Origin of the sequence: Vibrio intestinalis, from assembly GCF_025195085.2 — a bacterium.
GTDB classification, from domain to species: Bacteria; Pseudomonadota; Gammaproteobacteria; order Enterobacterales; family Vibrionaceae; genus Vibrio; species Vibrio intestinalis.
Genome location: NZ_JANAVY020000001.1, coordinates 353,771 through 379,237 on the forward strand (window position 1 = coordinate 353,771; position 25,467 = coordinate 379,237).

General features: G+C 43.9%; 30 protein-coding genes and 1 riboswitch. Of the genes, 14 read left to right on the forward strand and 16 right to left on the reverse strand.

Annotated features, from left to right (window positions below; translation table 11 throughout):
- Window positions 1-37 precede the first annotated feature (37 nt).
- Window positions 38-775 carry a chromosome partitioning protein ParA gene (locus MU515_RS01485; protein ID WP_260258591.1) on the reverse strand — a complete coding sequence of 246 codons (738 nt, stop codon included), beginning with the start codon at window positions 773-775 and terminating at the stop codon, window positions 38-40.
- Between the two features lie 18 nt (window positions 776-793).
- Complete coding sequence (locus MU515_RS01490) at window positions 794-952, reverse strand: hypothetical protein (protein WP_260258592.1); 159 nt, start codon at window positions 950-952, stop codon at window positions 794-796.
- A gap of 237 nt (window positions 953-1,189) precedes the next feature.
- Between MU515_RS01490 and MU515_RS01495 the strand changes: the two genes are divergently transcribed.
- A complete protein-coding gene (locus MU515_RS01495) occupies window positions 1,190-1,528 on the forward strand; it encodes a 50S ribosome-binding protein YggL (RefSeq protein ID WP_260258593.1) in 339 nt (112 codons plus the stop codon).
- 317 nt (window positions 1,529-1,845) lie between these two features.
- Window positions 1,846-1,957, forward strand: a riboswitch (glycine riboswitch).
- A gap of 124 nt (window positions 1,958-2,081) precedes the next feature.
- Window positions 2,082-3,455 carry an alanine/glycine:cation symporter family protein gene (locus tag MU515_RS01500; protein WP_260258594.1) on the forward strand — a complete coding sequence of 458 codons (1,374 nt, stop codon included), beginning with the start codon at window positions 2,082-2,084 and terminating at the stop codon, window positions 3,453-3,455.
- 86 nt (window positions 3,456-3,541) lie between these two features.
- Here the strand turns inward: MU515_RS01500 and MU515_RS01505 are convergent, their stop codons facing one another.
- On the reverse strand, window positions 3,542-4,171 hold the full coding sequence (locus tag MU515_RS01505; protein WP_260259163.1) for a LysE family translocator: 630 nt from the start codon (window positions 4,169-4,171) through the stop codon (window positions 3,542-3,544).
- Window positions 4,172-4,398: 227 nt separating this feature from the next.
- Here MU515_RS01505 and MU515_RS01510 point away from each other — a divergent pair, with 227 nt between their 5' ends.
- The 5 genes from MU515_RS01510 (at window position 4,399) to MU515_RS01530 (ending at window position 11,840) form a co-directional block, all read left to right on the forward strand.
- Window positions 4,399-5,880: a carboxypeptidase M32 gene (locus tag MU515_RS01510; RefSeq protein ID WP_260258595.1), complete on the forward strand. Its 1,482-nt coding sequence runs from the start codon at window positions 4,399-4,401 to the stop codon at window positions 5,878-5,880.
- A gap of 379 nt (window positions 5,881-6,259) precedes the next feature.
- Window positions 6,260-9,214, forward strand: a complete 2,955-nt coding sequence (locus MU515_RS01515) for a helix-turn-helix domain-containing protein (protein ID WP_260258596.1) — start codon at window positions 6,260-6,262, stop codon at window positions 9,212-9,214.
- 42 nt (window positions 9,215-9,256) lie between these two features.
- Window positions 9,257-10,525: a DUF917 domain-containing protein gene (locus tag MU515_RS01520; protein WP_260258597.1), complete on the forward strand. Its 1,269-nt coding sequence runs from the start codon at window positions 9,257-9,259 to the stop codon at window positions 10,523-10,525.
- Window positions 10,526-10,554: 29 nt separating this feature from the next.
- Window positions 10,555-11,301 (forward strand): aspartate/glutamate racemase family protein, encoded by a 747-nt coding sequence (locus MU515_RS01525; protein ID WP_260258599.1) that lies wholly within the window; start codon window positions 10,555-10,557, stop codon window positions 11,299-11,301.
- Between the two features lie 239 nt (window positions 11,302-11,540).
- Window positions 11,541-11,840, forward strand: coding sequence for a hypothetical protein (locus MU515_RS01530; RefSeq protein ID WP_260258600.1), 300 nt, complete (start codon window positions 11,541-11,543; stop codon window positions 11,838-11,840).
- A gap of 80 nt (window positions 11,841-11,920) precedes the next feature.
- Here the strand turns inward: MU515_RS01530 and MU515_RS01535 are convergent, their stop codons facing one another.
- The 8 genes from MU515_RS01535 to MU515_RS01570 all read right to left on the reverse strand — a co-directional run bounded on the left by MU515_RS01535 (window position 11,921) and on the right by MU515_RS01570 (window position 15,239).
- Window positions 11,921-12,295, reverse strand: a complete 375-nt coding sequence (locus MU515_RS01535; protein WP_260258601.1) for a PH domain-containing protein — start codon at window positions 12,293-12,295, stop codon at window positions 11,921-11,923.
- A 42-nt stretch (window positions 12,296-12,337) separates the two neighbouring features.
- On the reverse strand, window positions 12,338-12,691 hold the full coding sequence (locus tag MU515_RS01540; RefSeq protein WP_260258602.1) for a tRNA-binding protein: 354 nt from the start codon (window positions 12,689-12,691) through the stop codon (window positions 12,338-12,340).
- A 189-nt stretch (window positions 12,692-12,880) separates the two neighbouring features.
- Entirely contained in the window at window positions 12,881-13,255 is a 375-nt protein-coding gene (locus MU515_RS01545; protein WP_260258603.1) for a hypothetical protein, read from the reverse strand.
- A gap of 2 nt (window positions 13,256-13,257) precedes the next feature.
- Window positions 13,258-13,548, reverse strand: coding sequence for a hypothetical protein (locus tag MU515_RS01550; protein ID WP_260258604.1), 291 nt, complete (start codon window positions 13,546-13,548; stop codon window positions 13,258-13,260).
- Window positions 13,545-13,916: a hypothetical protein gene (locus MU515_RS01555; protein WP_260258605.1), complete on the reverse strand. Its 372-nt coding sequence runs from the start codon at window positions 13,914-13,916 to the stop codon at window positions 13,545-13,547. Before MU515_RS01555 ends, MU515_RS01550 begins: the two co-directional genes overlap by 4 nt.
- Window positions 13,917-13,928: 12 nt before the next feature.
- Window positions 13,929-14,402: a hypothetical protein gene (locus MU515_RS01560; RefSeq protein ID WP_260258606.1), complete on the reverse strand. Its 474-nt coding sequence runs from the start codon at window positions 14,400-14,402 to the stop codon at window positions 13,929-13,931.
- Window positions 14,403-14,476: 74 nt separating this feature from the next.
- Window positions 14,477-14,860 carry a hypothetical protein gene (locus tag MU515_RS01565; RefSeq protein WP_260258607.1) on the reverse strand — a complete coding sequence of 128 codons (384 nt, stop codon included), beginning with the start codon at window positions 14,858-14,860 and terminating at the stop codon, window positions 14,477-14,479.
- Window positions 14,861-14,903: 43 nt separating this feature from the next.
- Window positions 14,904-15,239: a hypothetical protein gene (locus tag MU515_RS01570; RefSeq protein ID WP_260258609.1), complete on the reverse strand. Its 336-nt coding sequence runs from the start codon at window positions 15,237-15,239 to the stop codon at window positions 14,904-14,906.
- 197 nt (window positions 15,240-15,436) lie between these two features.
- On the opposite strand from MU515_RS01570, the gene MU515_RS01575 reads away from it, so the two are divergent.
- The 4 genes from MU515_RS01575 to MU515_RS01590 all read left to right on the forward strand — a co-directional run bounded on the left by MU515_RS01575 (window position 15,437) and on the right by MU515_RS01590 (window position 18,821).
- A complete protein-coding gene (locus tag MU515_RS01575) occupies window positions 15,437-16,036 on the forward strand; it encodes an imm11 family protein (protein ID WP_260258610.1) in 600 nt (199 codons plus the stop codon).
- A gap of 57 nt (window positions 16,037-16,093) precedes the next feature.
- A complete protein-coding gene (locus MU515_RS01580; RefSeq protein WP_260258611.1) occupies window positions 16,094-16,447 on the forward strand; it encodes a rhodanese-like domain-containing protein in 354 nt (117 codons plus the stop codon).
- Between the two features lie 121 nt (window positions 16,448-16,568).
- Entirely contained in the window at window positions 16,569-18,128 is a 1,560-nt protein-coding gene (locus MU515_RS01585; RefSeq protein ID WP_260258612.1) for a hypothetical protein, read from the forward strand.
- Between the two features lie 198 nt (window positions 18,129-18,326).
- Window positions 18,327-18,821 carry a hypothetical protein gene (locus MU515_RS01590; RefSeq protein ID WP_260258613.1) on the forward strand — a complete coding sequence of 165 codons (495 nt, stop codon included), beginning with the start codon at window positions 18,327-18,329 and terminating at the stop codon, window positions 18,819-18,821.
- 95 nt (window positions 18,822-18,916) lie between these two features.
- Here MU515_RS01590 and MU515_RS01595 read toward each other — a convergent pair whose 3' ends face one another.
- From MU515_RS01595 to MU515_RS01615, 5 genes are all read right to left on the reverse strand, one after another.
- Window positions 18,917-19,354, reverse strand: a complete 438-nt coding sequence (locus MU515_RS01595) for a hypothetical protein (protein ID WP_260258614.1) — start codon at window positions 19,352-19,354, stop codon at window positions 18,917-18,919.
- 129 nt (window positions 19,355-19,483) lie between these two features.
- Entirely contained in the window at window positions 19,484-20,110 is a 627-nt protein-coding gene (locus MU515_RS01600) for a sugar O-acetyltransferase (RefSeq protein ID WP_260258615.1), read from the reverse strand.
- Window positions 20,111-20,242: 132 nt separating this feature from the next.
- Window positions 20,243-20,791 (reverse strand): GNAT family N-acetyltransferase, encoded by a 549-nt coding sequence (locus MU515_RS01605; RefSeq protein WP_260258616.1) that lies wholly within the window; start codon window positions 20,789-20,791, stop codon window positions 20,243-20,245.
- Window positions 20,792-21,074: 283 nt separating this feature from the next.
- On the reverse strand, window positions 21,075-21,767 hold the full coding sequence (locus tag MU515_RS01610; protein WP_260258617.1) for a DUF4336 domain-containing protein: 693 nt from the start codon (window positions 21,765-21,767) through the stop codon (window positions 21,075-21,077).
- A 54-nt stretch (window positions 21,768-21,821) separates the two neighbouring features.
- Window positions 21,822-22,202, reverse strand: coding sequence for a PTS sugar transporter subunit IIB (locus MU515_RS01615; protein WP_260258618.1), 381 nt, complete (start codon window positions 22,200-22,202; stop codon window positions 21,822-21,824).
- A 376-nt stretch (window positions 22,203-22,578) separates the two neighbouring features.
- Here MU515_RS01615 and MU515_RS01620 point away from each other — a divergent pair, with 376 nt between their 5' ends.
- The 3 genes from MU515_RS01620 to MU515_RS01630 all read left to right on the forward strand — a co-directional run bounded on the left by MU515_RS01620 (window position 22,579) and on the right by MU515_RS01630 (window position 25,462).
- Window positions 22,579-23,913, forward strand: a complete 1,335-nt coding sequence (locus MU515_RS01620) for an MATE family efflux transporter (RefSeq protein WP_260258619.1) — start codon at window positions 22,579-22,581, stop codon at window positions 23,911-23,913.
- Entirely contained in the window at window positions 23,913-24,359 is a 447-nt protein-coding gene (locus MU515_RS01625) for a hypothetical protein (RefSeq protein WP_260258620.1), read from the forward strand. Before MU515_RS01620 ends, MU515_RS01625 begins: the two co-directional genes overlap by 1 nt.
- 173 nt (window positions 24,360-24,532) lie before the next feature.
- Entirely contained in the window at window positions 24,533-25,462 is a 930-nt protein-coding gene (locus MU515_RS01630; protein ID WP_260258621.1) for a DUF7916 family protein, read from the forward strand.
- Window positions 25,463-25,467: the final 5 nt, after the last annotated feature.

A 25,467-nucleotide genomic window follows, 5' to 3' on the forward strand; every position in this document is an offset into this window, starting at 1 on the left:
TTATTGCCACTTGTTTAGCCAAGCTATTTCATCAGGGTTACTCTAGCCCCATCTGCTCGGCAATCGATTTTATTTGCTCTAGATCCATTTGGTGCACGCGGATCATTTGATTAATCTGGCTGATGCGCGAATTGGCATCATCCTGCTTATCACACGAATCAGACTTCGCATCCCATGATGTGCCATCTAAGTAAGCATCACACTGTTTTTTCAGCGTAACTAATTTAGGTTCAAGCTCTTCGCGCTCGACAATCAATGATTCAAGTTCTTGTTTTACCTTCAGCTCACGTTGAAATAGCTCGCGTGAACGCTCTAACAAGGTAACCTGCATATCCGCTTGATGATTTAGCTGATTGTTTTGTTTGTCCGCGTCGGCAATTTGCTGCTTTTGCTGATTAATCAGCTCTTCTAAAGAGATATTCACTTTCTCTAATTCAGCCACTTGAGATTGCATCGCCGCGAGTTGCTGCTCAAAATCTTGTTGCTGTTGCGTCATAGCTAATTTGAGCTTGTCAGCCACTTCATCATCAACTTTTGCTACTTTCTGCTCAACCTTTACCACCAACTGCTTTTTATCTTGTTCAAGAGTTTGAACTTCCTTCTCCAACTGTAGGTAAGTTTGCTGCCATTTATCAGCCGTCAATGATGAGCCAATCAGTCCGCCCAAAGCCAATCCAAGAGCACCGGCGATAGCAATATAAGCATAGGTGCGCTTATCACGCTGCTCTATTACTACCACATCTTCGTTATCATCGTGCTCGTTATGTGTGTTCACGTTATCGCTCCTACTGACTTAGCGCATCAACTCGGTTACCACCAAACTAGCGGTATAAATTAAAAAACCTGACACCAAAGTAACCACGACCCACTTTTGAACCTTTTCATTGGTTCGATAACGGAAAATTACAAACGCTAACGCAATAAGAAATACGATCGCAATCAGTCTTGTCATAGCCACTCCTTAGATGCCAGCACGCATAACCTTGGCGTGAGTTCATTATTTTATACCATTAATCAAGGTGAAATGGTCAGAGCCAAGTCGTTTTCTTGTTGTAAATTTAGATCACAAACCTGCCAAGTGCTTCAGTTGGACAAATAGCATACTGTTGTCACTCCCTCGTCGCATTATATTTGGGGAATAGCTAAAATTGAGGTATAAACAGCTAACCCTTTTTTTTGAGGCAAACTAATGAAACCATTTAAACAAGAAAACAAAAAACGTCGTATCCTGAAAAAACTATTTTTAGGCGAATTCGCGATGCTGGGCTTTGATGTTAGCTGTAAGACAAACATCCAAGATTTCGATCGTTATGATGTATTTGTTGATGAGTTCATCGACTACATCGATAGCCTAGGCCTATGTTTTGGCGGTGGCGGCCTTGAGTTGTTTGAAGGTTTTATCTGTGCAAACAAACGCTACCAAAACGTAACTGAAGAGCAAAAAGCTCAAGTTGCGGCTTGGTTAGAAGCTCGCGAAGAAGTAAGCGCTGTAGAAACAAGCGAACTAGTAGACGCAAACTACTTCTAATCAGAAAGCATCGTAACGTTGTAGACTGAGAATAACCTTCTTGCACAAACGGCGCTCATTGAGCGCCGTTTTTCGTTTTAGTTGACCTTTCGCGGCTCTAGTATCAAAAATCTGTTGAAATCATCAAAAATAGTGATAAAGTTCCTCCATCAATAGCCACCAGTGCTATTGACTAGCATTCATTCGCTAGTTCGAATGATTGTTCCGTTGAAGACTGCAGGAGAGTGGTTATTAACCAAATTTTAACATTTGGTTAGATTAACCTACCGAAGAAGTAAATCTTTCAGGTGCTGCCATAGGTAGCAGGGACTGTAGTTGGAGGAACCTCTGGAGAGAACCGTACTACCTCGTGGTAGCAATCGGTCGCCGAAGGAGCAAGCTCAGCGCAAGCAGAGTGAAACTCTCAGGCAAAAGGACAGAGGAGTGGAAAGTTACATCCAGCGATCTGGCCTTGCCTGCCCTATTGCTCATATTTGATGATTTTGCTGTTTTACGGCTCGATCTCACCTTTCACTCTTCTCCTTAAAAAAGTTTTATCACTTAAGGGGAAACCATGGATAACCTTCAATCTTTACTAAAAACCATCGACAATTTTGTCTGGGGTCCGCCATTACTTATTTTACTCGTTGGCACGGGTGTCTATTTTACTTTTCGTTTAGGCCTACTTCAGTTTAGGTACCTGCCTCGCGCGCTAAAAATGGTATTTAGCAAAGAAGATTCAAACAAACAGGGCGATGTTTCAAGCTTCGCAGCCTTATGTACTGCGCTTTCAGCAACAATTGGCACGGGTAACATCGTCGGTGTTGCTACGGCGATCAAACTGGGTGGCCCAGGTGCACTATTTTGGATGTGGCTAGCGGCTCTATTTGGTATGGCAACCAAATACGCTGAATGCCTACTTGCGGTGAAATATCGCCGTGTAGACGACAAAGGCGAGATGGTTGGCGGCCCAATGTACTACCTGCAATATGGCGTCGGCTCTAAAGCACTCGCGGTACTCTTTGCCATCTTCGCACTAGGTGTCGCGTGTTTTGGTATTGGTACTTTCCCGCAAGTAAATGCCATTCTCGATGCCAGTGAAATCTCGTTCGGTGTATCGCGTGAAATTTCAGCTAGCATCCTAACTCTGTTAGTTGCGTTCGTAACGTTGGGCGGTATTCAATCTATCGCTAAAGTGGCAGGTAAAGTGGTGCCGACAATGGCGCTATTCTACGTGTTGGCATGTTTAAGCGTCATCATCATGAATGCAGATAAGTTGCTAGAAGCGGTTGAATTGGTGATTGTGTCTGCCTTTACATCTACTGCGGCAACGGGCGGTTTCTTAGGTGCGAGCATCATGTTAGCCATTCAATCAGGCATTGCTCGCGGCGTATTCTCGAATGAATCTGGCCTTGGTAGTGCACCAATGGCGGCGGCAGCAGCAAAAACAGACTCGTGTGTAAAGCAAGGACTCATCTCAATGACAGGGACTTTCTTTGACACCATCATCATCTGTACCATGACGGGTCTTGCACTCATTCTAACAGGCGCATGGCAAAGTGACTTTGCAGGAGCAGCGATGACAACGCACGCATTTGCTGTTGGTCTAAACGCTGATACCTTTGGCCCAATGTTAATCTCTATTGGCCTAATTTTCTTCGCCTTTACCACCATCCTAGGTTGGAACTACTACGGCGAACGCTGCGTGGTATTTTTACTTGGTACCAAAGCCGTATTGCCTTACAAAATCATTTTTGTCGCGTTAGTTGCGTCAGGCGCTTTCCTGCACTTAGATATGATTTGGATTATCGCCGACATCGTGAATGGTTTGATGGCAATCCCTAACCTAATTGGTTTGATTGCACTGCGCCAAGTAGTGGTTGAAGAGACTAAACTGTTTTTTGCCAGCCACTCAAATTCTGATGAAGTTGATGCGGTCAAAGCGTAAGCCTAGCTAAAATCAAATCACTATTTAAGCTTCAGTAAAACAAAAACGCGGCTAAGTAAGCCGCGTTTTTGGTTGATCTCTATTCACTACTCTTCAATCAGCAATTTCACGCCCAGAGCCACCAGCACTGCACCTGTTGTTGCTTCCATCCTGCGCATAAATGTGGAGCTCTGTAACAGGCCTTTGGCTTTATCCAACGCGCCCGCCAAACCACACTGCCAGATCATAGCAATCACAAAATGAATCGATGCCATCAATAATGAAGGGAGAAATGCTGAGCCATTTGGGTCAATAAACTGAGGTAAAAAGGCTAAGTAGAATACCGCCGTTTTAGGGTTTAAAACGTTAGATAAGAACCCTTCTCTCACAGAGCGCTTTAAGTTCACACCACTTGATGCCATTGCGACCTCCATGCCGTTCGCTTGACCTCGATATAATGAAACTAAACAGCTTGCGCCTAACCAAATCAAATAGGCAGCACCGACCATTTTAACCAGAGAAAACAATTCTGCCGATTGCGCTAGAATCGCCGAGATGCCGACCGCTGAAAAAGTGGCATGAACAAACAAACCAAGGCAAATACCCAAGCTCGTCATAGCGCCATCGGCAAGCCCTCCACGCGAGGAGTTTTTAATCACTAACGCAGTATCTAACCCAGGCGTAAGCGTGAGGATGGTAATCGCGATAAGAAACGCTTCAAAGTTAACAATCATAATTCAGACTTCCTTGTTGATGCTTCAATATACACCAGTTATTCGGTAGTGGAAGCCATTCTTTAGTCGGAATCGAGCAGAATAATCAGGGATTATTGCTAGTATATTCGCCTTACGCACTGCTATTGGCGGTATATTTATCAGATACTTGGATGATAATCATTGCCTTGCTACACTCTGATTCTGTTTTCTATCGCTTTTATTTACTCAGTCAGGGAAAGGCCAACATCATGAGCGCATTCAAAAAACTCGTCGAACATTCAAAAACCATTGATCACTTTAACCACTTAGCGTCTATCTGTGGCTGGGATCAAGCCACTGTTATGCCATCGGGCGGCAATCAAGCTCGTTCAGAAGCCATGGCGCAGCTTTCAGTACACATTCACTCTCTTCATACTAAGCCAGAGCTTAATGATTGGTTTGCTGAAGCAGAGCAAGAAGCGCTAAGCAGCCAGCAACAATCGGAACTTCGAGAGCTAAAACGACAATGGCAACAAGCGAATTTGCTGCCTGAGAAGCTAGTGCAAGCTAAATCATTAGCTGGTTCTAAATGTGAGCATGCTTGGCGTACTCAACGCGGAGAAAACGATTGGGTAGGCTTTGAGAAAAACTGGGCTGAAGTGGTGGCACTGTCTCAAGAAGAAGCGCAAATACGCGCGGAAGCAAACAACCTAACTCCTTACGATGCCATGCTTGATATATACGAGCCGGGCACCTCCTCTGCCGCACTAGATACGCTATTTAGTGATGTGAAAAGTTGGCTACCAAGCCTTATTGATCAAGTAATCGATAAGCAAGCAAGCGAACAGTTTATTCAAGCACAAGGCCACTACGCAACAGAGCAACAGAAAGCCCTTGGTCTTGATGTAATGAAGCTACTTCAGTTTGATTTTAACCATGGCCGACTCGATGAAAGTGTTCATCCATTCTGTGGTGGCGTGCCATCTGATGTGCGAATTACCACTCGCTATGATGAAGCTGAATTTGTACAAAGTCTAATGGGTATCGTGCACGAAACGGGCCATGCTCGCTACGAACAAGGCTTGCCAAAGGCCCTTGCTGGCACACCGGCAGGCGAAGCTCGTTCAATGGGTATTCATGAATCGCAATCGCTATTTTTTGAAATGCAAGTTGGCCGCAGCGATGCTTTTATCGAGCATCTCTCACACTTTGCAGGTAAGCATTTCAATCAACCTGATAGTGAGCTTTTCTCGCAACAAAACTTCCAGAAGTTGTATACCCGTGTGAAGAAAGATTTCATCCGTGTTGATGCCGATGAACTCACCTACCCTGCACACGTGATCTTGCGTTATGAAATAGAGCGCGACCTCATCAATGGCACAATCAAACATACTGATGTTCCTGAATTGTGGAACGCCAAAATGCAGCAATACCTAGGCCTATCTACCGAAGGCAACTTTAAGAACGGCTGTATGCAAGATATTCACTGGACCGATGGCGCATTTGGCTATTTCCCTAGCTATACGCTTGGCGCTATGTACGCTGCGCAGTTTATGGCGTCTATGAAGAAAACGGTTGATGTAGACGGTGCAATTCGATCTGGAGATCTCTCGCCAATCTTTAGCTGGTTGAGCAATAACATCTGGAGTAAAGGCAGCTTATTCACAACCGATGAACTGGTTAAAGCGGCAACGGGGGAAACCTTAAACGCACAATACTTCCAGCAGCACCTCACTAATCGTTATCTGTAACCATTGGATTCGAGCGTGCTAGAACACTAGCGCGCTCTTTTATAAGTCCCACTTGTATCACGCTTTCTCTCCGTCTATTGCTTCTGTGAATGTTGCTGAGCGCTTAATTTGCAACATTAATCAAGTTTTCCGATCTCAGCCCTAAAACATATACTCAACCAGTTGCTATAATGGCGTCACTTCGGTTTATAGACGCTGCTGTCATAATTAGTTTCAATGTAAACAATTACTTGTGCATAAATAAATCCAATAACATCGTCAGCATCACTTCCTAACAGCCAAACTGTTATTTGTCGTCTCGCCATTAAAACTGATGTATTGCCGCCCCTCGCACAAAACGGGCTTACGTTACTTTTGTCACTATTAAACAAGTATTGCGATGCCAAACATTACCAAAACGAGTCGTCCTAACCAAAAATATAAAGGTAAAATTGAGCTTTCAAAGCGCAAAATCAAACAATTACGTTTACTGAGCGGATACAGCCAAGAGGCTTTAGCAGCAGCTTTGTACGAGGAAAACTACCAAGTTTCTATAGCCACTTTAAAGCGAGCGGAAACTGGTAAAGAAGTGAGTTTTCGTGTAGCCAATGAGTTAGCTAACTTCTTTGATACCACTATCGAAGCCTTACTGCCAAGCGAGGTGAATAGCCAAGTCGAACCTCAGATTCAGCCCAGCAAGGTACATCTATTTGCCCTTCTCATTACCAACAACGGCCAATGCGATCATCTAGGTGAAGATAACAGCCATTACATTGCTCATCATGTAGCGGAGCTTAAAGATAACAGTTTGGAAGTGGTGGACATCGTCGGCAACTATATTGTTGGGTTTGGGTATTGTTACCCAGAGCCAACCTTAACCCCACTGGTACTCAAAAAAATCTACAATCGATACAGGGGCTCACACCATTGCTATGACTTAAAAATCGCCCTTACCACCAGTAAAGTCGATAAGTACCTAGCAGAAAGCGTCTCGATAAGTAACTTTGATTTAAACCAGCTGATCACCATTTTACAATCAACCGAACATTGCGGATTGCACATCTGTGACCCTGAGATTATTGCCTACACCAGTTTTCACTGTCTAACCCAACCAGATGTAAGCACCGAGTTACCTTACTGGCGCTTTAGCCATCATAGAACGTCTGTCATTGATACCTTTGGTAGAGACAAAGAGCTGATTCAATTTATTAAGCAGCAATCTCAATACTATGATGCGCCGCGTGGGCCTTTGATAGTGCAAGTGACCGGAACAAATGGCATTGGTAAGTCTCATCTGTGTGAACTGTTCTTATCGTCCTTGGAAACCGCAGGCATTAGGCCAGTTCTTAGGTTTAGCCCACTGCCTTTCCCATTTCAAAAACGCCCGTTGATCACTGAACTTCTAATTCTAATATTTAACATAAAAGCGTATTTTGATGACCAAGCTATCGTTAAGACCATCGCCGAGAAACTTCCGTCATTAACACAAAACCAGATAAACAAGCTGCTCGCTTTAATCCTGCAGCCTTGGCAACAATGCAAGCAACGCCCCTCCGTCACTATCACTGCAGATACGATCAAACTTATCTCGACCGTGATCCGAGCCTGCAACCTAAGCGGGCTGTTTATCGACGACATTTCCGATTTTGATCAACAAAGTATTCAATTACTTAAGCAGTGCTTAACCAATGACATCGACAACTTCGTGCTTATTTTCAGTGCCACTATCGATGAAGATTTGTTCAAAGGCACATTGTTAGAAAATCACCCCAAATACCCTCTAACGCCGCTCACTCACTCCGACTGCCGACTATTAGCTGAATACTGGACTCAGCAAAACGCATCAAAGCACTTCGTTGATCAATGCGCCGACATCGCAAAAGGCTACCCTAAGTTTCTAAAACAGATGTTACTCAATAAAGAACCAACAGTTGAACTAAATGCTGTATCGCTGGCGTTTGTCGACCAACAACTACAAACTTTAACTAGCGAGCAGCGCTCGATGCTGAACACAGCAGTGATTCTTGGCATTAGCTTTTCAAATATGTTGATAGAAACCGTCTACCCCATTGCAGAGCCTAACTTAGAAGCGCTTTGCCAATGTGCCTTACTTGATAAAGTCGATCATCAGCGGTTTAAGTTTACCCACTCCGGTATTTATCAACACATTAAAAACAACATCTCAAAAGCAGATTGGATCGCTAGCAACAAATTAATTATCTCAGCGTTGACTCAAACACCGCGAAAACACGCCGACGACCTTATTGTGCTGGCCAACTGTTATCAAAACTTAGGCGAAACGCGTCAAGCCGCACAACACTACATACACGCAGCCAAACTACTCAAAAACAATGGCCAATTTGACCAAGCTGCCGAACTACTTCACCAAATAGAACACGCCCTGCCGGGTAAGCTTGTCCTGAATCAAGCCATCGAGGTTCTATTAATACAAGGTTCTATTTGCCGCGCGCAATTTGGTTGGTTATCACCTCAGCAAAAGATCATCAATGAACGTTTGGCCATACTGCTTTCAGGCTCTGCTCAGCAATCAAGCCTGAACAGCGTGATATTCAATCGCTGGTTAGAAAAGCTCATGGCATTGGATCTGGTTGACGCGAAAGATATCGCTCTGAGCCTACATGAAATAAGCCGTCGCTCGAATGATGAATGCGCTCGGGTTAACTCCTTAATTGCGTTAGCCAATACCTATTACTGGATTGGTCAGTTAGACCAATCAATTGAAGCGGCCAGCAACGCGTTACAACTTCACCAAGCCGAGCACTTAGAGCGTGATTTAGTCGAATTTGGCCAAGATCCTAGGGTGGTTGCTTACCTATTCTTAACCCTCAGTCACTCGCGAAAAGGAGATCTACCTGAAGCGGAATCTGTCATCGAAAAACTGTATGAGCTTAGCAAAGATACCAGCAATATTTTAACCGAAGCCATTGCACTGCAAGCGCAGCTTTTCTATTACTTTCACTTGAATCAAGTCGAGCAAGTCGAGCGAAGTGCCGATCGTTTATTGCTGCTAGCGACGAACCATAACCTGTCATTTTTTATTGGTTTATCACGCTTATTTCTTGGTTGGTCTTATGGTCAGTCAGGGCAATTAGAACATGGCCTTAGCTATATTAGAGATGGCTACAACAACTGGCTCGCTAAGTCTGGTCACCTTATGTGCCACTCACTCTACTGTCTATTTTCTGCACAGATCCTTTACCTTGCGGAGCAATCTCATCCAGCCTTATTGATCGCCCAAAAAGGCCAAGCCTTTATGCACAAGAAAGGCGAACTTTGTTACTTAATCGAAATAGAAACACTGATAGAAAAAATCACATGCAACGTCAGGCCGTAATAAGTACTCGGCCACCCAAACTACAATAATGGAACAATTACTATGGAAACACTTAAGATTGAACACCTCTTTGAAATCGCCAACGGCTCTACCTTGCTGGCAAGCGGAGGTGGCGGCTCCATCAAAACAGCTTATGGCTTTATTGCCAAAATCGCTCAAGAGCAACAGCAAGGTAATCCGGTCAAACTGGCAAAATTGGATGACTTAAATACCAATGATTACGGCGCAGTAGTCGCAGCAATGGGCTCGCCGAAAAGCTTTGAGCGAATCGGTTTAAAAGGTGCGGAAACACGCGCATTCAGCACATTAGAGAAAAATGTACAACAACAAAACATCGCCGATAAACTCTCTTACACCATTTCAGTGGAAACAGGGTCTAACATCTTTGTTGCGATGCTAGCAGCGCTCAAGCATACACCCGCTATTCAATTAGTAGACGCGGATGGAGCTGGCCGTTCTGTACCAACGTTGAGTTCATTAACCTTTACTCAAGAAGTGCCCGCTACACCGTTTGTTTTAAGGCCCGCACATGAAAACGTACCCGGTGCGCAGTTTGCCAATGGCCTAACACTCAACCTTACCTCAGACAGTAATCCCGTTGAACAAGCGCAAATTACCGAGTTTACTATCCGTCCTATGCTGGCTAACCCAGACTCATTTGACGGTATCGGTGCAATTGCTGGTTGGCCGATGTCAGTGCAACAAGCAAAATCGGCACTAGTACCTAACACCATTTCTTTGTCTCGTGATATTGGCCACAGCCTTGCCACCAGCGGTGACAACCAACCACTCGCAGCGCTGCGTCACTATTTAGCGATGCAGCATGATATTACCCTTACGCCACTGTTTGACAATGACCTACCATGCATTGTCGATAAAGTAAGTGCGAAATCGGAAGGTGGGTTTGACTTTACAGAACTGAGATTCAAACAAACCAAAGAGATATTGAATGACCACAATGCCAAAGAGCAAGAGATGGTGGTCTTGAACCAAAACGAAAACCTTATCGCTTGGAACACTAGCCAGCCAGCGCCTATCGACATGTGCCCAAACCTCATTTGTATGATTGGCAAAATCGACGCGGAGTTAATTGAAGAGATAATTGCACCATTAACAGAAGAAGATAAGCAGCTCGCCTACCCTCATTTAAATAGCCTACACGGGTTATCCGTAGAAGATGTGAAAGAGAAACAGCAAGTTTACTTATTCTCACTGCCTCCACACGCCAAACTGAAAACCGAACAAGCGGTACAAAATTTTAATTCTATGCTGCAAAGTTTTGGTTACTTTGGGACCAACACCTGTGTTTAACAAATCAAACTAAATAAGGATATATCACTATGACACAGAAAAAAATCATGGTCATTGTTCCTGTCTCGAACCAAAGCGCTCAATCTTTTATCCCTGGCTTTGAGCAGGAAATCTCTCCTGTCCTATCCCCGGACTTCTCGGTGGAATATGTTGCATTAGATGAAGGTGCAACCCCTTTTATTCAAACTCGAACGGCCGAATTGTGGAACTCTCAACAGATACTTACTAAAGCTATTCAAGCGGAAAAAGCGGGGTTCGATGGTATCTTTGTAAACTGCTTTGGTGAGCCTGCAGTAGAATCATTAAAAGAAGCGGTCAGTATTCCTGTGGTGGGAGGGTTCGCCCCAGCGGTACTGAACGCAATGATGGTTGCCAATCGATTTTCCATCATTACCGTTGTTGAATCCGTCGTACCCATGCTTTGGGATTTAGCTCGCCAATTAGATGTCGCTAACCATGTTGCTTCTATTCAACACGCAAACCTTCCTGTCAATCAACTGCACGATACTGAGAAACTCAAACAAAGTCTTCTTGAGCAAAGTGCTATCGCCATTGAACAGCAAGGCGCACAGGCCATCATTCTCGGCTGTACTGGGATGCTCGAAGTGCACGATTATCTTAGCCACGCACTGAGTAGCAAGTATCAACGTTATATACCTGTAGTAGGCCCTGTTGGTTCTGCCATTGGTGTACTACAAAACTTGATAAATAACCAATTGAAACCTAGCAGGCTAGCGTATGGAGAACCCACTGAAGTGATGCCTCTGTACCTATAAGGTGGCCAATACACGTCGCTCATAGGAGTCGTTTTCGGCTCCTTTATTTTTTAATATTCGCCACCTGCTTTATAGGTATTTATAAAGTTACCAATAAAATTAAGACGGAGAAGTGAACTTGATACTAACTTGATACCAACTTTGCTGATATTTTCAGTAATACTGCTTGGCAATCTCTTTTGAGCTGAAGTCACTACTACTTTACTCATAGAGTCGTTTATCACGCTAAGGAGTACAGAATGTCACAACAAAATGCAGTATCGAATGATTATGGCACGCTGATTTTGACGCGGGACTTCACCTCTGAAGTCATTGACGCATTTGAAATCATGAACTCGATTGTTGGCGTTCAGTACAGCCCTCTCGCAGTACAACTTCAAGCTAAGAATGGCATCAACTATACGTTTTTCTGTCAGGCCCAACCCGCTCATCCAGATGCAAAAGCTTATATGGCGAAAGTAACCATCAGTGCATCCCTTCCCGACGAAGATAAGAAAACCCATTACTCTATTACCCAAATCGAGCACCTGCTTCCTTAATTCTTCGAAAGCCTAACTCAAGCCAGATACAAAAACACCCTGCAGGTATCCTAGCAGGGTGTTTGTTATTCATCGTTTAATTACAGTACGTATTCACTAATAAAACGGTTGAACTGCACAATATCGAATGAACCTTTAATTTCAAAACGCACTCGGCCGACTTCGCTCAGATAAAGCTCAATCTCACAATCCATATCGAACGTTCCAGACGTTTCAACAGAAAACGCGTTGATTTTGCTAAAAGGAAGCGAGGTGTAATCCACTTTCGAGCCAGTAATACCTTGCACGTTAGCAGCGATAACACGCTTATTGGTAAACACCACTTGATCGCGAATCGTTTTGAACGCCGCGAAAATCTGCTCGCCATTAATCAAGAATTTATGGAAATCGTCTCGTGCTTTCTCTACTTCAATAGGCTTAAGTTTAAACACTGATGAGTTATTGAAATCTATCATTTTATTACCTTCTAGCCGTTGTAATTAGGTACTTTGCCACAATTAACCAGCACGAGCACCATTTGGAATTTTAATTTCTGGGCACGCTAAGCATGGCTGTAATTTGTCTTCATAGCCAATATCAAACAACATACCCTGTGATAGCTCGCCCGCCATTTTTCGTTCTGGGAGATTGACCACAAAGAGTGCTTGTTTACCTTCTATCTCTTTCGGGTTTTCACGTTCTTGTTTAATGCCCGCCAGAATAGAGCGAGTGTGGTCACCAAAATCGACCATCAGCTTCATCAACTTGTCTGATTTTTCTACTTCCAACACTTCAACAATTTCGCCAACTCGAATATCGAGCTTAGCAAAATCATCAAATTGAATTTCTGGTTTAATTGGTGCTGGCTTCATAATGACTACCTATAGATTATGATTTTAGATGGCAATTCGCCTATACGTATTGCTTTCAAAACAACATGTTAGATAGTGCTCATTATGGATGTTATAAAACGATTTGGAAGTAGAATTGGTCACAGAAGCAAGAATTGAGTCATTCCGCGGTCAATATTCATCAGGCTCAGTAGTTTTCCATCGCCATGCTTATTTCCACTCACCGGATTCATCAACTAAAACATTCCCTTTGGCATCCCACACTTCCAGATCACCGAAGACAGAAACAAAATAGTTCACATCACCATTTTTAAAAGAGTAACCACGAAACATACACGGAGTTACACCATCTGCGCATATGGAATGCACTGTCTTACCGACCAACTCAATTTTATTGCCTGAGATTTTGGACTCACCCGAGTAAAGTACGTTTTCGCAAGTTACCTCACCTTCCTCACACTGCACATTTACTATGACAATGTAACTCTTGGTTTCTAGAGTATCCGCGCTTACACTCGGAGCGACCAATATATTGCTAACTGCGGTAAGTAGAAAGGCAGTACTCAATACCAACTTTCGTTTCATACTCAGTACTCTCCTATCACTATTAACTGACCATCTTTAGATTCAAGCGCTAAAGCGAGATGCTGACCATTTTTGGTAAATGCAGCCGAGCAAATAGAATCCGCACCGCTGCCGCAGTCCACTTCTGGAGGTGTTTGCGCACTAGTCTTCGCTTGTTCAACAACAACGGTCCAACCATCAGAAACTAATTGTCGTTTCACTTCTAAATAGCTTTTTCGCTCAAAACTGCCCTCTTGAGCGAAAGAGTGTAAACTGCAAAACATCAATAGAGCGATAATGCTCAAGCGTTTCATTGATTATTGCCCTCTGTTCTAAACACCAAAGGCGCAACCAGTAGAGTTAAAATAAGCGCATAGAACAACGGCAACATGGCAACAGACAGACCCATAACAAATCCATCCGCATCAAATGGATGATGGCTTAGTGTCAAAACTGCGCCATAGACAAATGTAAGAGTGGCACTGACCCACATGATTTTGGCCGATAGCTTAAACCTTTGCGTGATTCCTTCACCTGCAATAGCCAAGGCAGCAACCGCCGGTACTAAGGTACAGAGCAACGAGAAACCGTCAAAGAATTGCACCCAATCGTGCATTAGAAAGAGATGTGACAATACATAACCACAGCCAAGCCAATACACTGCATAGCCCACTTTATTCATAACATTTCCTTCTTAGTTGGACGCATTACTTGAATGACATTGGTCGGGAGTAGAAGGCAACTCAACGTTGTGTAAACCTACCCGCGCACCACAAGAGAAAATGTATTGCCCACAGTGGTAATTCTCATCAGAAATATTGACCATTTCATCTTGCACGCTTAGCTCTAATTTACAGCTAATACCGTATTCGGGCTCTTGCTTCTCGTAAACTAATTTATCGCCAACTTTATGCATTTTAAGTGGCGCAGGGTCAGCGCCTTCTGTTGGATCGCCTACTCCACAAATATGATAATTCGCTCCCCACAGCAACGCATCAACTAGGTAGTCATCGCCCTGCTTTACAATATTTATATAAGACTGTTTCATTTCAGACTGACCATCACCAAAACTGGTAATCAAATCTTCAGTCGAAAAACACCCTTGCAGATCGGCCGCTTGAACAGAACCAGCAATTAAAACGACTGGCATAAAAAGGGATTTAAGCATAATGGATAATACCTCTGAGTCAGATTCTAGTGCGGTACTGACCGCGCTAAAACGAACTCAAATTTTATATTAGGTTATTGATTCTTCTTATAAGTACCATTGAAGGTAACATTCATTCCGCCACAGCTTACAAGGTCATCAGTGACGAAGATTTCATCGCCTGCAAAAGTCATGACGAACTGGCATTCATCATTTTGATAATGGATTTGATCGCCTTTCAGAGGATATTCGCCATAAACATCACCAATATTTACTTGGCCTGTTTGTGCGTTCCCCACCCATACCGCAGAACCTGAAATCAAATAGTGACCATTAGGCTGACGGGTGATTTCAAAATACGCACCATGTTGATCTAATTGGTCTCCTCGGTAGCGCTGGTATTCACCCGATAGATCCGAACTTGCAATGGCTTGCCCTGTAATGAGCAATAAGCCAAGGCTTAACCAATTAATTTTCAATTTTCGTTCCTTAATGACGGTATACCTCTATCTTTCCCCACATTCATAGCAATAACGGTAATAACAACAATGCCATTGTCATTGCTAAAAACAGATACACATTAGTAAGAAAAGCGATTTTCATTCCTTTACTGTGTTTAACTAATTCACCCGTTAAATAGCAACGCTGGTAATAAAACTTACTGCACATTAACCCCACTAGGCAGACCATGAACAGCGCCACTAACACCAATGCCCAATAATCGCCAAAAGGCAAGATCAAAGCGAGCATAGCTGCCATGGCAAACACACAGCCCATCAGCATTAGCCACAGAAATAGAATCGATTTACTGGCGAAAAACTGAAACTTTTTCGCTAACCATTTTGGCAACGCTTCCATACTTGCCCCTTATCAAAACCAGAGCATATTGGACATGAAAAGCTAAGTTATTTCAATCAATTGCACTATTGCGATTCATCTAGATAGCCAGATAGTTGAATAATGTGATGTTCAGCCCATTCAAAGACATGACTACTCAATAAACCGGATATCGCTCATGATAAACTCACTAAAAACTAAGCAATGATGCGACACCTATGAGTTACAACAACAGTTACTACATCATGCACGGCAATTACTCCGATAGCATCGAGCCTTGGCAAGTCATCCCTACCGAGCAAACTGCACTGCGACGTTTTCACTTTCGTAAATTAAACCTTGAAGATGGTGCCGTTCATTTCAACGCGAAGTCTCGTCTCGCCCTTAGCGAAACCAGTAACCTATTCTGCACCCCTAGCTTATTATTTACCGAGTCATTTAAAGCCCTATTAGAACACCACATCTATGGCGGTCAGCTATTCCCTGCAACGGTTGAATACAAAGGAGAGTATGCTCAGCAGCCTTTTTTGCTACTTAATATGTACCAAGACCTCGATTGTTGGGACAGAGAAACGTCTGACTACAAGGCGTGCGATGATGAAGACGATGAGCCCCGAGTCTATCAATATCGACTGGATGCAAACGTGCTCGATAAAATCGACGAAGATCAGCGCCTAATCTTTAAAATGGGCGGATGCGATCTAAGCCCTCTATTTATTCATGAGAAGCTTAAACAGCAAATTGAATCGCTAGCGCCAAATCTTAGATTTATCCGAGTCAGTGACTATCAATTTGGCGATGAATACGAAGACGAATAAGCAATAAGAGTGACTACAATTTGAAAGTTGAAACTAAATAAACTTAGGTAAATAGAAATGCTAAATAAACTACTTGCTGCTGCAATCATCAATTTTGCGCTGATATCTACTGTTATTCAAGCAACACCAAGAGCAGATCAAGGTTGGCAACTCATTGAACAGGGAGCACTCCTCGTCGATGTCAGAACGCCACAAGAGTTCCAGCAAGGCCATCTTAAAAAGGCACTCAACTACCCTTTATCTGACCTCGACAAACACTTTGCCAACATTGATAAAGATACACTTATTGTGCTGTACTGCCGCAGCGGCAACCGCTCTGGTCAAGCATATGATTACTTAACAAAGCAAGGCTTCACTAACCTTTACAATGCGGGCGGTTATCAAGATATGCAGGCTGCTATAGAGCCCTAAACCTACATACCTATCCGCATTGGAATTAACCTCAGATTTTGCTAGAAAGCTTGAAGTAGCAAATTGTTTCAAATGTGAGATGTGGTATGTTACTGATCTTATTAAAACAAGCCCTACCATTATGAAAAATTCACTGTTTCGCTTGGGTGCACTCGCTTTAATTGCATCAAGCTTTTCGGCCTATTCTGCTGAACCGATCTTGGAATGTAGCGATCAAGCGACGGCAAAAGCGCGAGCTCTGTTTCTCGACCACTACAAGAGAGAAGATTACAACGCCGCTTACTACTCGCTTTACCTCTATACTGACGCCTGCCCTAACCAGTTTGGCTCGCAAGCAAATGAGCAAAGTTTATGGTTGCTGAGCGACTACGCATTAGTCGCCACCAAATTTAATGAGTCTAAACGCTGCAATGAAGCAGCAGCTCTTGTTCAAGCAACTTCTCGTAAGCTAGGCGACAATATCGAGCAAGCGTTTCAAACCAACCTTAGCCTTTGCTCAATTAAGCAAATAGAACAACAAACCGAGCAATATTTCTCTCGTAGTAGCTGTGCCCACGACAAATCGATGCTTGCGCTACCGGCCAGTTGGCAATCCAGTTTCGCTGGCTATGAAAACGCGGTATGTATTGGCCCTAAAACTCTCAAACCTAATGAACCGTTAAATCTATTGGTTAAAAACAGTAGCGGCGACTTAGATAAAGTAGCGATACAGACTGATCAGACAATTGAAGACGAGCAAACTCGACTGTTGTTCCTTGATGAAGATAAGCCGATGATTCTGGCCAATATGTTTAATCCAACAAGCGCTGAAACCCTTCAGCCAGCCAAGCCGATAGAATATCTCACCGCGAGGCATAAACCGCTGAGCGCGCAGCAGCAAGCTCAAGTCAAAACCATCAATACTGGGATGAGTTTGATTATTGCGGATGACAATGCGCAAGCCACGCTAGAATACATGGAGTCGATGAAATCCTCTGTGGCAGATGATTTAACGGTAGACTCTAACGCTACTTGGCAGGGCAAAGAGCTCGTTACTGAGCAGCCGTTCTCTTCATCCACTAGCTATGCAGTTGCCCAGTACGACAACCAAGTGAAAGTGGTATTTTCTCGCATTTCATCGCCAGAGGTACGACAAATAGACTTGCTTACAGGTGAAGAGTCGTTGCTGTTTACTGCACCTGTTGACCTTAAAGTCTCCGCAGTAAAAGGTTCTAAAGTTTACCTCACCTACTACGATGACCGAAAAGACGCATGGTTTATCGACCTAAGCCAAGACGAAATCAAAGCGCTACCTGCAGAAAATCCGCCGCACATCATTACTGGCTATGCGAGTGATTATGTCACCTCTCCACAAGGTGATGCTGTAGTGACAGCGAGTGAAGGAGCCCTAAAAATCGAGGGGCGCCAAGGCAACTCTGTCGTCATTAATGACGTATACAACGGCTGGGTGATCAACAATCTTGGCTGGGGTACAGACAACTATGAGTTCTACTTCGATAACTCATCAGCGTACGCTTGTATCTGGCGAGCTGATTTACTTGAAAAACGTCTAGAGCGTATTGTGCCAATTGAAGATGCAGTAAGACCGTATGCGTTTCGAATCGGCAACGTCCCTTATGTGCTTTATTCGCGCTACTGGGAGAAAAAGTTATTTATTGCTAGCCCAAATCTAACGTATTAACTCTCTATAAAGACCAAACACGCCTTAATAATGAGAGCAGTGAAATCGCTGCTCTCAACCTATCAAGTAACGTTCACACCCTACTCTACACCCAGACTCGTGGGTTACGTCTCGCGAACAGTAGTTATTGATTGATAAAACAGCACGTTGACGCTAAGTTGCAAATTATAACGACGACTTTATTAATACCAACAACCAATGACTGATTACCACCAAGCAGCTGTAATACAAGCTGGCCCGCACGCAATTTGTGTGGCAGAGCCCGGGTTTGAAAGCTGCCCCGCAAAATACACCATGTGCTTCTTTATTAAAGAAAAAGCAAGCTCACTCGGTGGTTGCCAATCCCTTGCGTTTACCACTGCCTTTCGTGGTATTCCACTTAGCGAGGATATTGGCCACTACGTGTTAAGAACTAATCGTAAATTTACTTTCGAGCACTTTCCGGCCAAAGACATAGCCCAAGAGATAAGCATCAAAAAGGTCTATGAAGACGGGCTTAAGCTTAAATATATGGTGATCTTTCAAACCAATGATGGGGATTATGGGGGCTTCGTGAAAGCCAAAGAGGATGTGACTCAGTTAGATGAAGAAGAGGTTTGGCAGAACATTGTCGAAAGCAATGCTTTTTTACTACCTAATGATCTCGCGTTGCTGTTTGTAAACGACCAAAACCAATCAGCAGTAGCGCCCTAGCCGTTCCTCTTTACGAAAAATTGGGCTTATTGAGCGCTACAGAAACCTGCCTTTAATTTCATGATGACTAAAAAGCAGCGTTTTCAATTATCGTTTTATTTAGTAAACAAACTTGCAATGGCTTCTTGGTCTACGTAATGCGCATAGTTAGAAATTGAATTCGTCACTGCTTGATCTGCCAACAGTTCTTGCATCGCCACTTGGCCAACAAACTCAAACGCTCGTTGAATAGCTAACGGGTCTTGATGCATCGCAGCTACAACATGCTCAGAACAGTCTTCTGTCAGTAGGCGTGTCATCAACTTCGCTACACTCTTATCCATCTCGACACGGCGCTCTTGGCTTACATTCGCAAGCTCCTTCAACTCAGGGTGCGCTGCCATCGCATAAAAAACCCAAGTGGCGAGTTGTTTACGCTCTTTACCGTTCAGTGAATCAGCTAGGCAAATCGAGAAGTCATTAACGTTCGCTTGCGCTGGTGCAGTAAGAACACAAGAAAGCGCTAATGCAGCCGCGGTAAACACCTTTTTCATACTTAATCCTTAATTATTTATCCAAATGTCTCTGTTTAGATTAGTTCAAATCATTGATAAAAATAATAAAAAAGGATTATGCCACAGCGAATAGATAAAATTTATAAATTAGCCAACTAAAATTGCGGGCTAACTCTCTATTTGAGCGATAAACGCCTCCGAATCAAAGCGCCTATCTTTAAAGTAGAACTGTTTGTCTTTTTCGCCTATCTCACGTAATACCCGACAAGGATTACCTACCGCAACAACGTTAGCAGGTATATCTTTTGTGACAATGCTTCCTGCGCCTATCACGCTGTTTTCGCCAATCGTTACTCCGGGTAGCACTACTACATTGGCGCCAATCCAAACATTATCGCGAATGGTGATAGGAATATTAAATTGAGCCGCTCGTTTGCGCGTTTCAGGATCGATGGGGTGACCCGCCGTGGATAGCGTCACATTTGGGCCAATCATGACGTAATTACCGATGGTGATGTAAGTATCATCGACCAAAGTAAGATTAAAATTGGCATAGAAATAATCGCCAACGGAAGTATGCCTGCCCCAATTTGCTCTTAACGGCGGCTCTACGTAACAGTCCTTACCTGTACTGGCGAAGATCTCGTCAAGCAATTGCGTTCTCTTATCTGATTCTGACGGCCTTGACTGGTTATAGTCATAAAGACGTTCCATGCAGGCTTTTTGCTCTTCGATGAGCGCACTGTCTGCGCAGCAGTACACTTCTTGATTATGGATTTTGTGTTGAACAGACATCGCTTCTCTTCCTTGTTACGGCGTTACCTTGTGAATGAGTTAAAACCAGTGTAATCAAAACGATTCAAAAGCAGAGATAAGAGACGATGAGATGCGACTAATGCCATAAACCGCACTAGTCGACCAATAAAATTACAGTGACAAGAACCTTTCTCGTTCTATTTGATACAAGCAGTGGGGAGCAAGTTGGTGAGCAGTAGGTAAGCTAGGATGATTGAAATCCTGGCAGGTGTTGACCATACCCAAACGATTCATGACTTCTTGGGATGGCAAGTTCGTTTTAGCGGTAAACGCATACACTTGGTCGAAATCGAGCACATAAAATGCGTAACGTAGCGCTTGTTCAGCGGCTTCTGTTGCGTAACCTTTATGCCAATACGTTTTAGATAAACGCCAGCCCACTTCTAAAAATGGGGCATTTGGTAAACCACTGGTCGCGTCTTGATAATGTAGACCGACAAAGCCAATAAACTGAGACGTTGCTTTATCTTCCACCGCCCAAAAACCCCATCCATTTTCGTCAATGGCTGAACGGATTTTATCGGCTAACTCATTGCTTTCTTGCACAGAAAGTGGCTTGGGGAAAAATTTCATCGTCATTGGGTCTGCACACATACGCGCAAAGTGAGGATAATCCTCATCTTCCCATTGGCGAAGTATCAACCTTTTTGTTTCCAGCATCCAAACCCTACCTAATTTAACAAAGATTAGGGCGAGGTTTGCTTTTCATGCACTTTGTTTTAGAAAAAAGCCTCAGCCCGAACTAGCAATCAAATGAAACTGCTTTAATATCTTCATCATATCAGTGGCTTGCATAAATACTGAGCAAAAATGTTATTTGAAGTCCAAAAAAGGGAGTCTACACACATAAGTTACCACCGTTTTACTGGCAAGCACTCAATAACGTAACCCTTTTGACATGCCAAAAAAATGCCATGCGTAAATCATCTACAATTCGTACTGTTTATAGTGGATTCAACCAACTGAACGAACGCGTCAAAAACTGCTCTGCTTGTTGTTCGACGATATTGCCATGAGACATCACAATGCGTTTAGGTTGCCAAGCTAAGATTGCTTTTATGTGCTCCCTCGCCTCTCGTTTGTTAAATGAAAAGGTCAAGCACCAATCAATCGGCATTTTACCGTTGGGAGCAACAATACCTACCAATTTGCCAATGCGACGCTGAAAAGGCGTAAGTTTACTTGGCTCGAAGTTTTCTATCAGGTCAGTCACAATCAAAGTGCCAGATGCGTGATGTAAAAATACACTTTCTTGCATCGCAGATGAGCCGGTGAAGAATCGATGAGCGAGAGACTCTCCCCATGGTAACGATGTATTGCTATCTAACACGCGGTCAAAATTGAGGTCTTTACGTTTATTGATGACTTGTTGGGTGCCGAGTGTCATCGCTGAGGGGTAAGCTATTTGCCACTCGCGTAAAAACAGATGATGTAGATGATTAGGGGCAACAAGAAAAGCCACTGAACCTAACTGGTCGATTTGATACTGCAGATCATCGCTGATTCGAATAGGGCTGTGAATCCATAAACGGCCATCATCTAAGCGCACAATGGTCATTCTGGTCGAAAAAGGGAAAGAGTAAAACGATACTGTCTCACCCTCCACTATCCATATGTTTTTATCGAGTTGCTGCATTTACCCCTCCTGTCAACGCGTTATCGTCGCTTGCCAGTGAGTGCCTACAGCGCACTACACTGACGTTAAGCGCAAGTTGTCTAACGCCACTTCTGACACTCTTTGATAATCAATACGGCAGTAATCTTGCTTCTCTATTTTACTTACCGGAATATCATAAAAATTGAGTGCTTGTTGCGCATCATCGAAATAGTAATGTACTTGAGGCGACAACATCACCAGTGACACCTTGCGGCCAAAATCTTCCAAGAAGCTTGGATTAGACAATAGTGTTACCGCAGAATACATCACGTAGTAAGGCAGTTGGTGTTGATCAAGATAATTTTGCATGGCTCGCGCGAGCAAACTAGAAGTAAAACCACCAGCGCACATCAGTGCGATCACTTGCCGATCACCAATTTCTTGCTGAATTTGGTGGTCAAAAGGCGATTTCATTACATTTTCCTTAACTGTATCGAATTCCAAATCGTGACAAGGATCAATATTGACTCCGAACTCGGCAAGCGCTTTTACTAACTAATGGTCAATTAATAGACGCATGTCGTAAAAATGACCAGTTTAGAATATGGCATCCATTAAATACTCCTGCAAATCAACATTCGACAAGCACCGATAGCACAGTCAACACTGACGCCTTACCGTATATCTCACTGCCCAAAACCTGACTAAAGCAGACTAACCAAGCCAATGGAATCTCGCACAATGAAAAGCATTCGAGATTTAAGGTAAAAGTCATTTGAATCACTGGGCATAATGCAGTTAAATGTCTCAAAAAACAGACAACATAATTCACTGATCTTAGAGCAATCCTTTGAATAAAATACTATCACTCGCATTTCCACTGATCATATCTCAACTGATTGCTATGGCATTAGTGCTTACTGATGTCTGGATGATGTCTCAACTCAGTATTGCCGCTTTAGCCGCTGGTGGTTTAGGCGCATCAATTTATACCTTTGTCTTTATCGTTGCGGGCAGCACCGTTGGTTGCGTCGCTAACCTAATTGCAATTGCGTATGGTCAAAGAGTCGCTCGCCCAGACTACGGCAATCAGCAAATCCGCCTCAACGTCAAAGGTGCGGTACTGCTATCAGTGATTCTTTCTATGCTGCTGACCGTTAGTTTTATTTGGACTCCTGAACTCCTAATATTGGCAAAACAACCAGCCGAGCTTATTGCCCCAGCGATGCAATACATTGACGCACTAAAATGGGCCATGCTTCCTTCGCTATTAATGTTGGTACTACGTGGGCTCACCAGTGCATTTGGTAACGTGCGCTCCATCATGGTGGTATCGGTTGCAACCGTTCTTCTTAATGTGCCTATCAGCTACGTGTTGGCATTTAATTTTAACTTAGGGCTATCAGGGCTCGGCGCAGGCACCGCATTGGCGGCTGCTATCACAACGGTTCTTTATGCCTGCTGGGTGTTTAGTCGTGACGAATACAAAGAATTTGCGCCTTGGCTCAACCTGCACGAATTCTCTTTTTCTTCTATGTTGCCGTTGCTAGGTATGGGCCTACCTATCGCACTGGCAGCACTGCTAGAGCACGGTTTAATCTACGGTGGTACATTGATGGCGGGTATGATTGGCGTCGCGTCATTGGCTCTACACCAAATACTGCTGCAATGTTTAAGTTTCACTTGGAACGTCAACTTCGGCTTCTCGCAAGCCGCAGCTATTCTAGTCGGGCAACAGTATGGCGCAGAAGATTACCCGGCAATCAAACTTACAGTAAAACGTAGCTTCTTTTTAACTTCAGTCATCAGCATCATCATTGCTGCAGGCTTCATTATTTGGCCGCAGTTTATTGCTAACCTATTTAGCCTTGATGCAACGCTCACCGCGCTGCTTGCTAGTGTACTTTGGGTTGTTGCACTGTCGTTTATTGTCGATGCGTGGCAGTTATTAGCAATCAACTTGCTGCGCGGCATGAAAATTGTGGTTGGCCCTACCATTATTACCGCCATTGGCTATTGGGTAATTGGTATTCCTGCCGCTTGGTGGCTAGCGAACCACTTTGAGCTTATGGGCATTTGGGCTGGCATTGGGATTGGCCTTGGTGCAACGGGGATCATGTTGCTAGCCCTACTGCTAAAAGCGCTGCATAAGCATCAACCATTAAGCCATGTAAAGGCTAATTAATGACTGATTGGGATATCGAATTTGAACACCTTTGGCTAGAGCTTTCAGCCCAGCGCTGGGCGATGGTCGAGCGTTTTCTATTCAGCTATTATTGCTTTCGCGAAGGCTATCTATCAAAGCAAGGCAAACCCGATTGGGAAACCGCACGTTTATCAGCCCCAAAAGCCGATGGCTGCACATCGATTAAACATGCGCAGCTTGAACCTATCGTGCCTTTAACTGTTATTGTTGGCGAGTTAAAACGCTATGAGCGCGATGGCGAGTTAAACCGACAATCGGCGCGTCGAGTCCTTGATAGTTTGCTTCATTTTGTTGTCATTACTAAACAGCAAAAACAAGCCTTACGCCAGCTTGGCCTTGCGGATTCAATGCCAAAAGAGTGGTATGCAAGCACCACTCGCGAACCTTATCTTCGCTTTTCACTCACGGGCATCACATGCTCCTAGCTTGCTACTTTAAATTAAGATCAAGTTAAGATTATTCACTCTGTCGCCCAGTTCCAAAAAGTCATTTCTAATTCAGAATAACCTAGTGAGAGTTGCTACCATTTTGGCAGTTTTCATTTACCTTGGCCGCTAGCGGTTCATCTAGCGAGCGCTTGGTGCATTAAGGATTCGTTATGACGAAAAGATATTTAGATTGCTCTGCTTCAGAGATCAAACAGCTTCAAGGCCAATCTCTTCTAGACTCACTGCGCATGAGTGAAGGACGCATTATCATGGCCGAAACCATTGGCGCATTGCAGCCGATGCTGGTTTCTGTCAGCAACGCGGAGCTTGCCGCGAGTCAAGGCGCTGACCTACTTCTTCTCAATTTGTTCGATGCCGATAAGCCTGAAATTAAAGGCATGCCAGATTCAATAGAGTCTAAAAACTTACTCTCTGAACTTGCCCACTATACTGGCCGTGCGGTCGGCGTAAACTTAGAAGCGGTAGCCCCAGATTACGCTCCAACGCACCAAGATTTCTGGCAAGTATCCCCAGGCCGATTAGCTACCGGTGAAAATGCCAAGAAACTATATGATATGGGCGCGCGCTTTATCACGGTAACGGGTAATCCGGGTAACGGCGTGAGCAACGAAGCCATCTCGCACAGCCTTAAATCCATTCGAGAATCGGTGGGTAAAGATATGGTATTAATCGCGGGTAAAATGCACGCGGCTGGCATTCTTCGCTCTGGTAGCGAAAAAATCATCACCAAGGCAGATGTGAAAGAGTTTGCTGACAATGGGGTAGATATTGTGCTGATCCCTGCGCCAGGTACAGTTGCAGGTATTACTACAGAATACGCGGCAAGCCTTATCGACTACGCACATGAGATTGGCATTATGGCGATGACAGCGATTGGCACATCACAAGAAGGGGCTGGCATTGAGACCATCCGCCAAATCGCACTGATGAGTAAAATGGCGGGTGCAGATTTACACCACATTGGTGACACTGGCTGCGCTATTGGCATCGCCGTACCGGAGAACATTCGTGAATACAGCATTACCATTCGTGGCGTAAGACACACTTATGCGCGTATGGCTCGCTCGGTGTGCCGATAATAAAC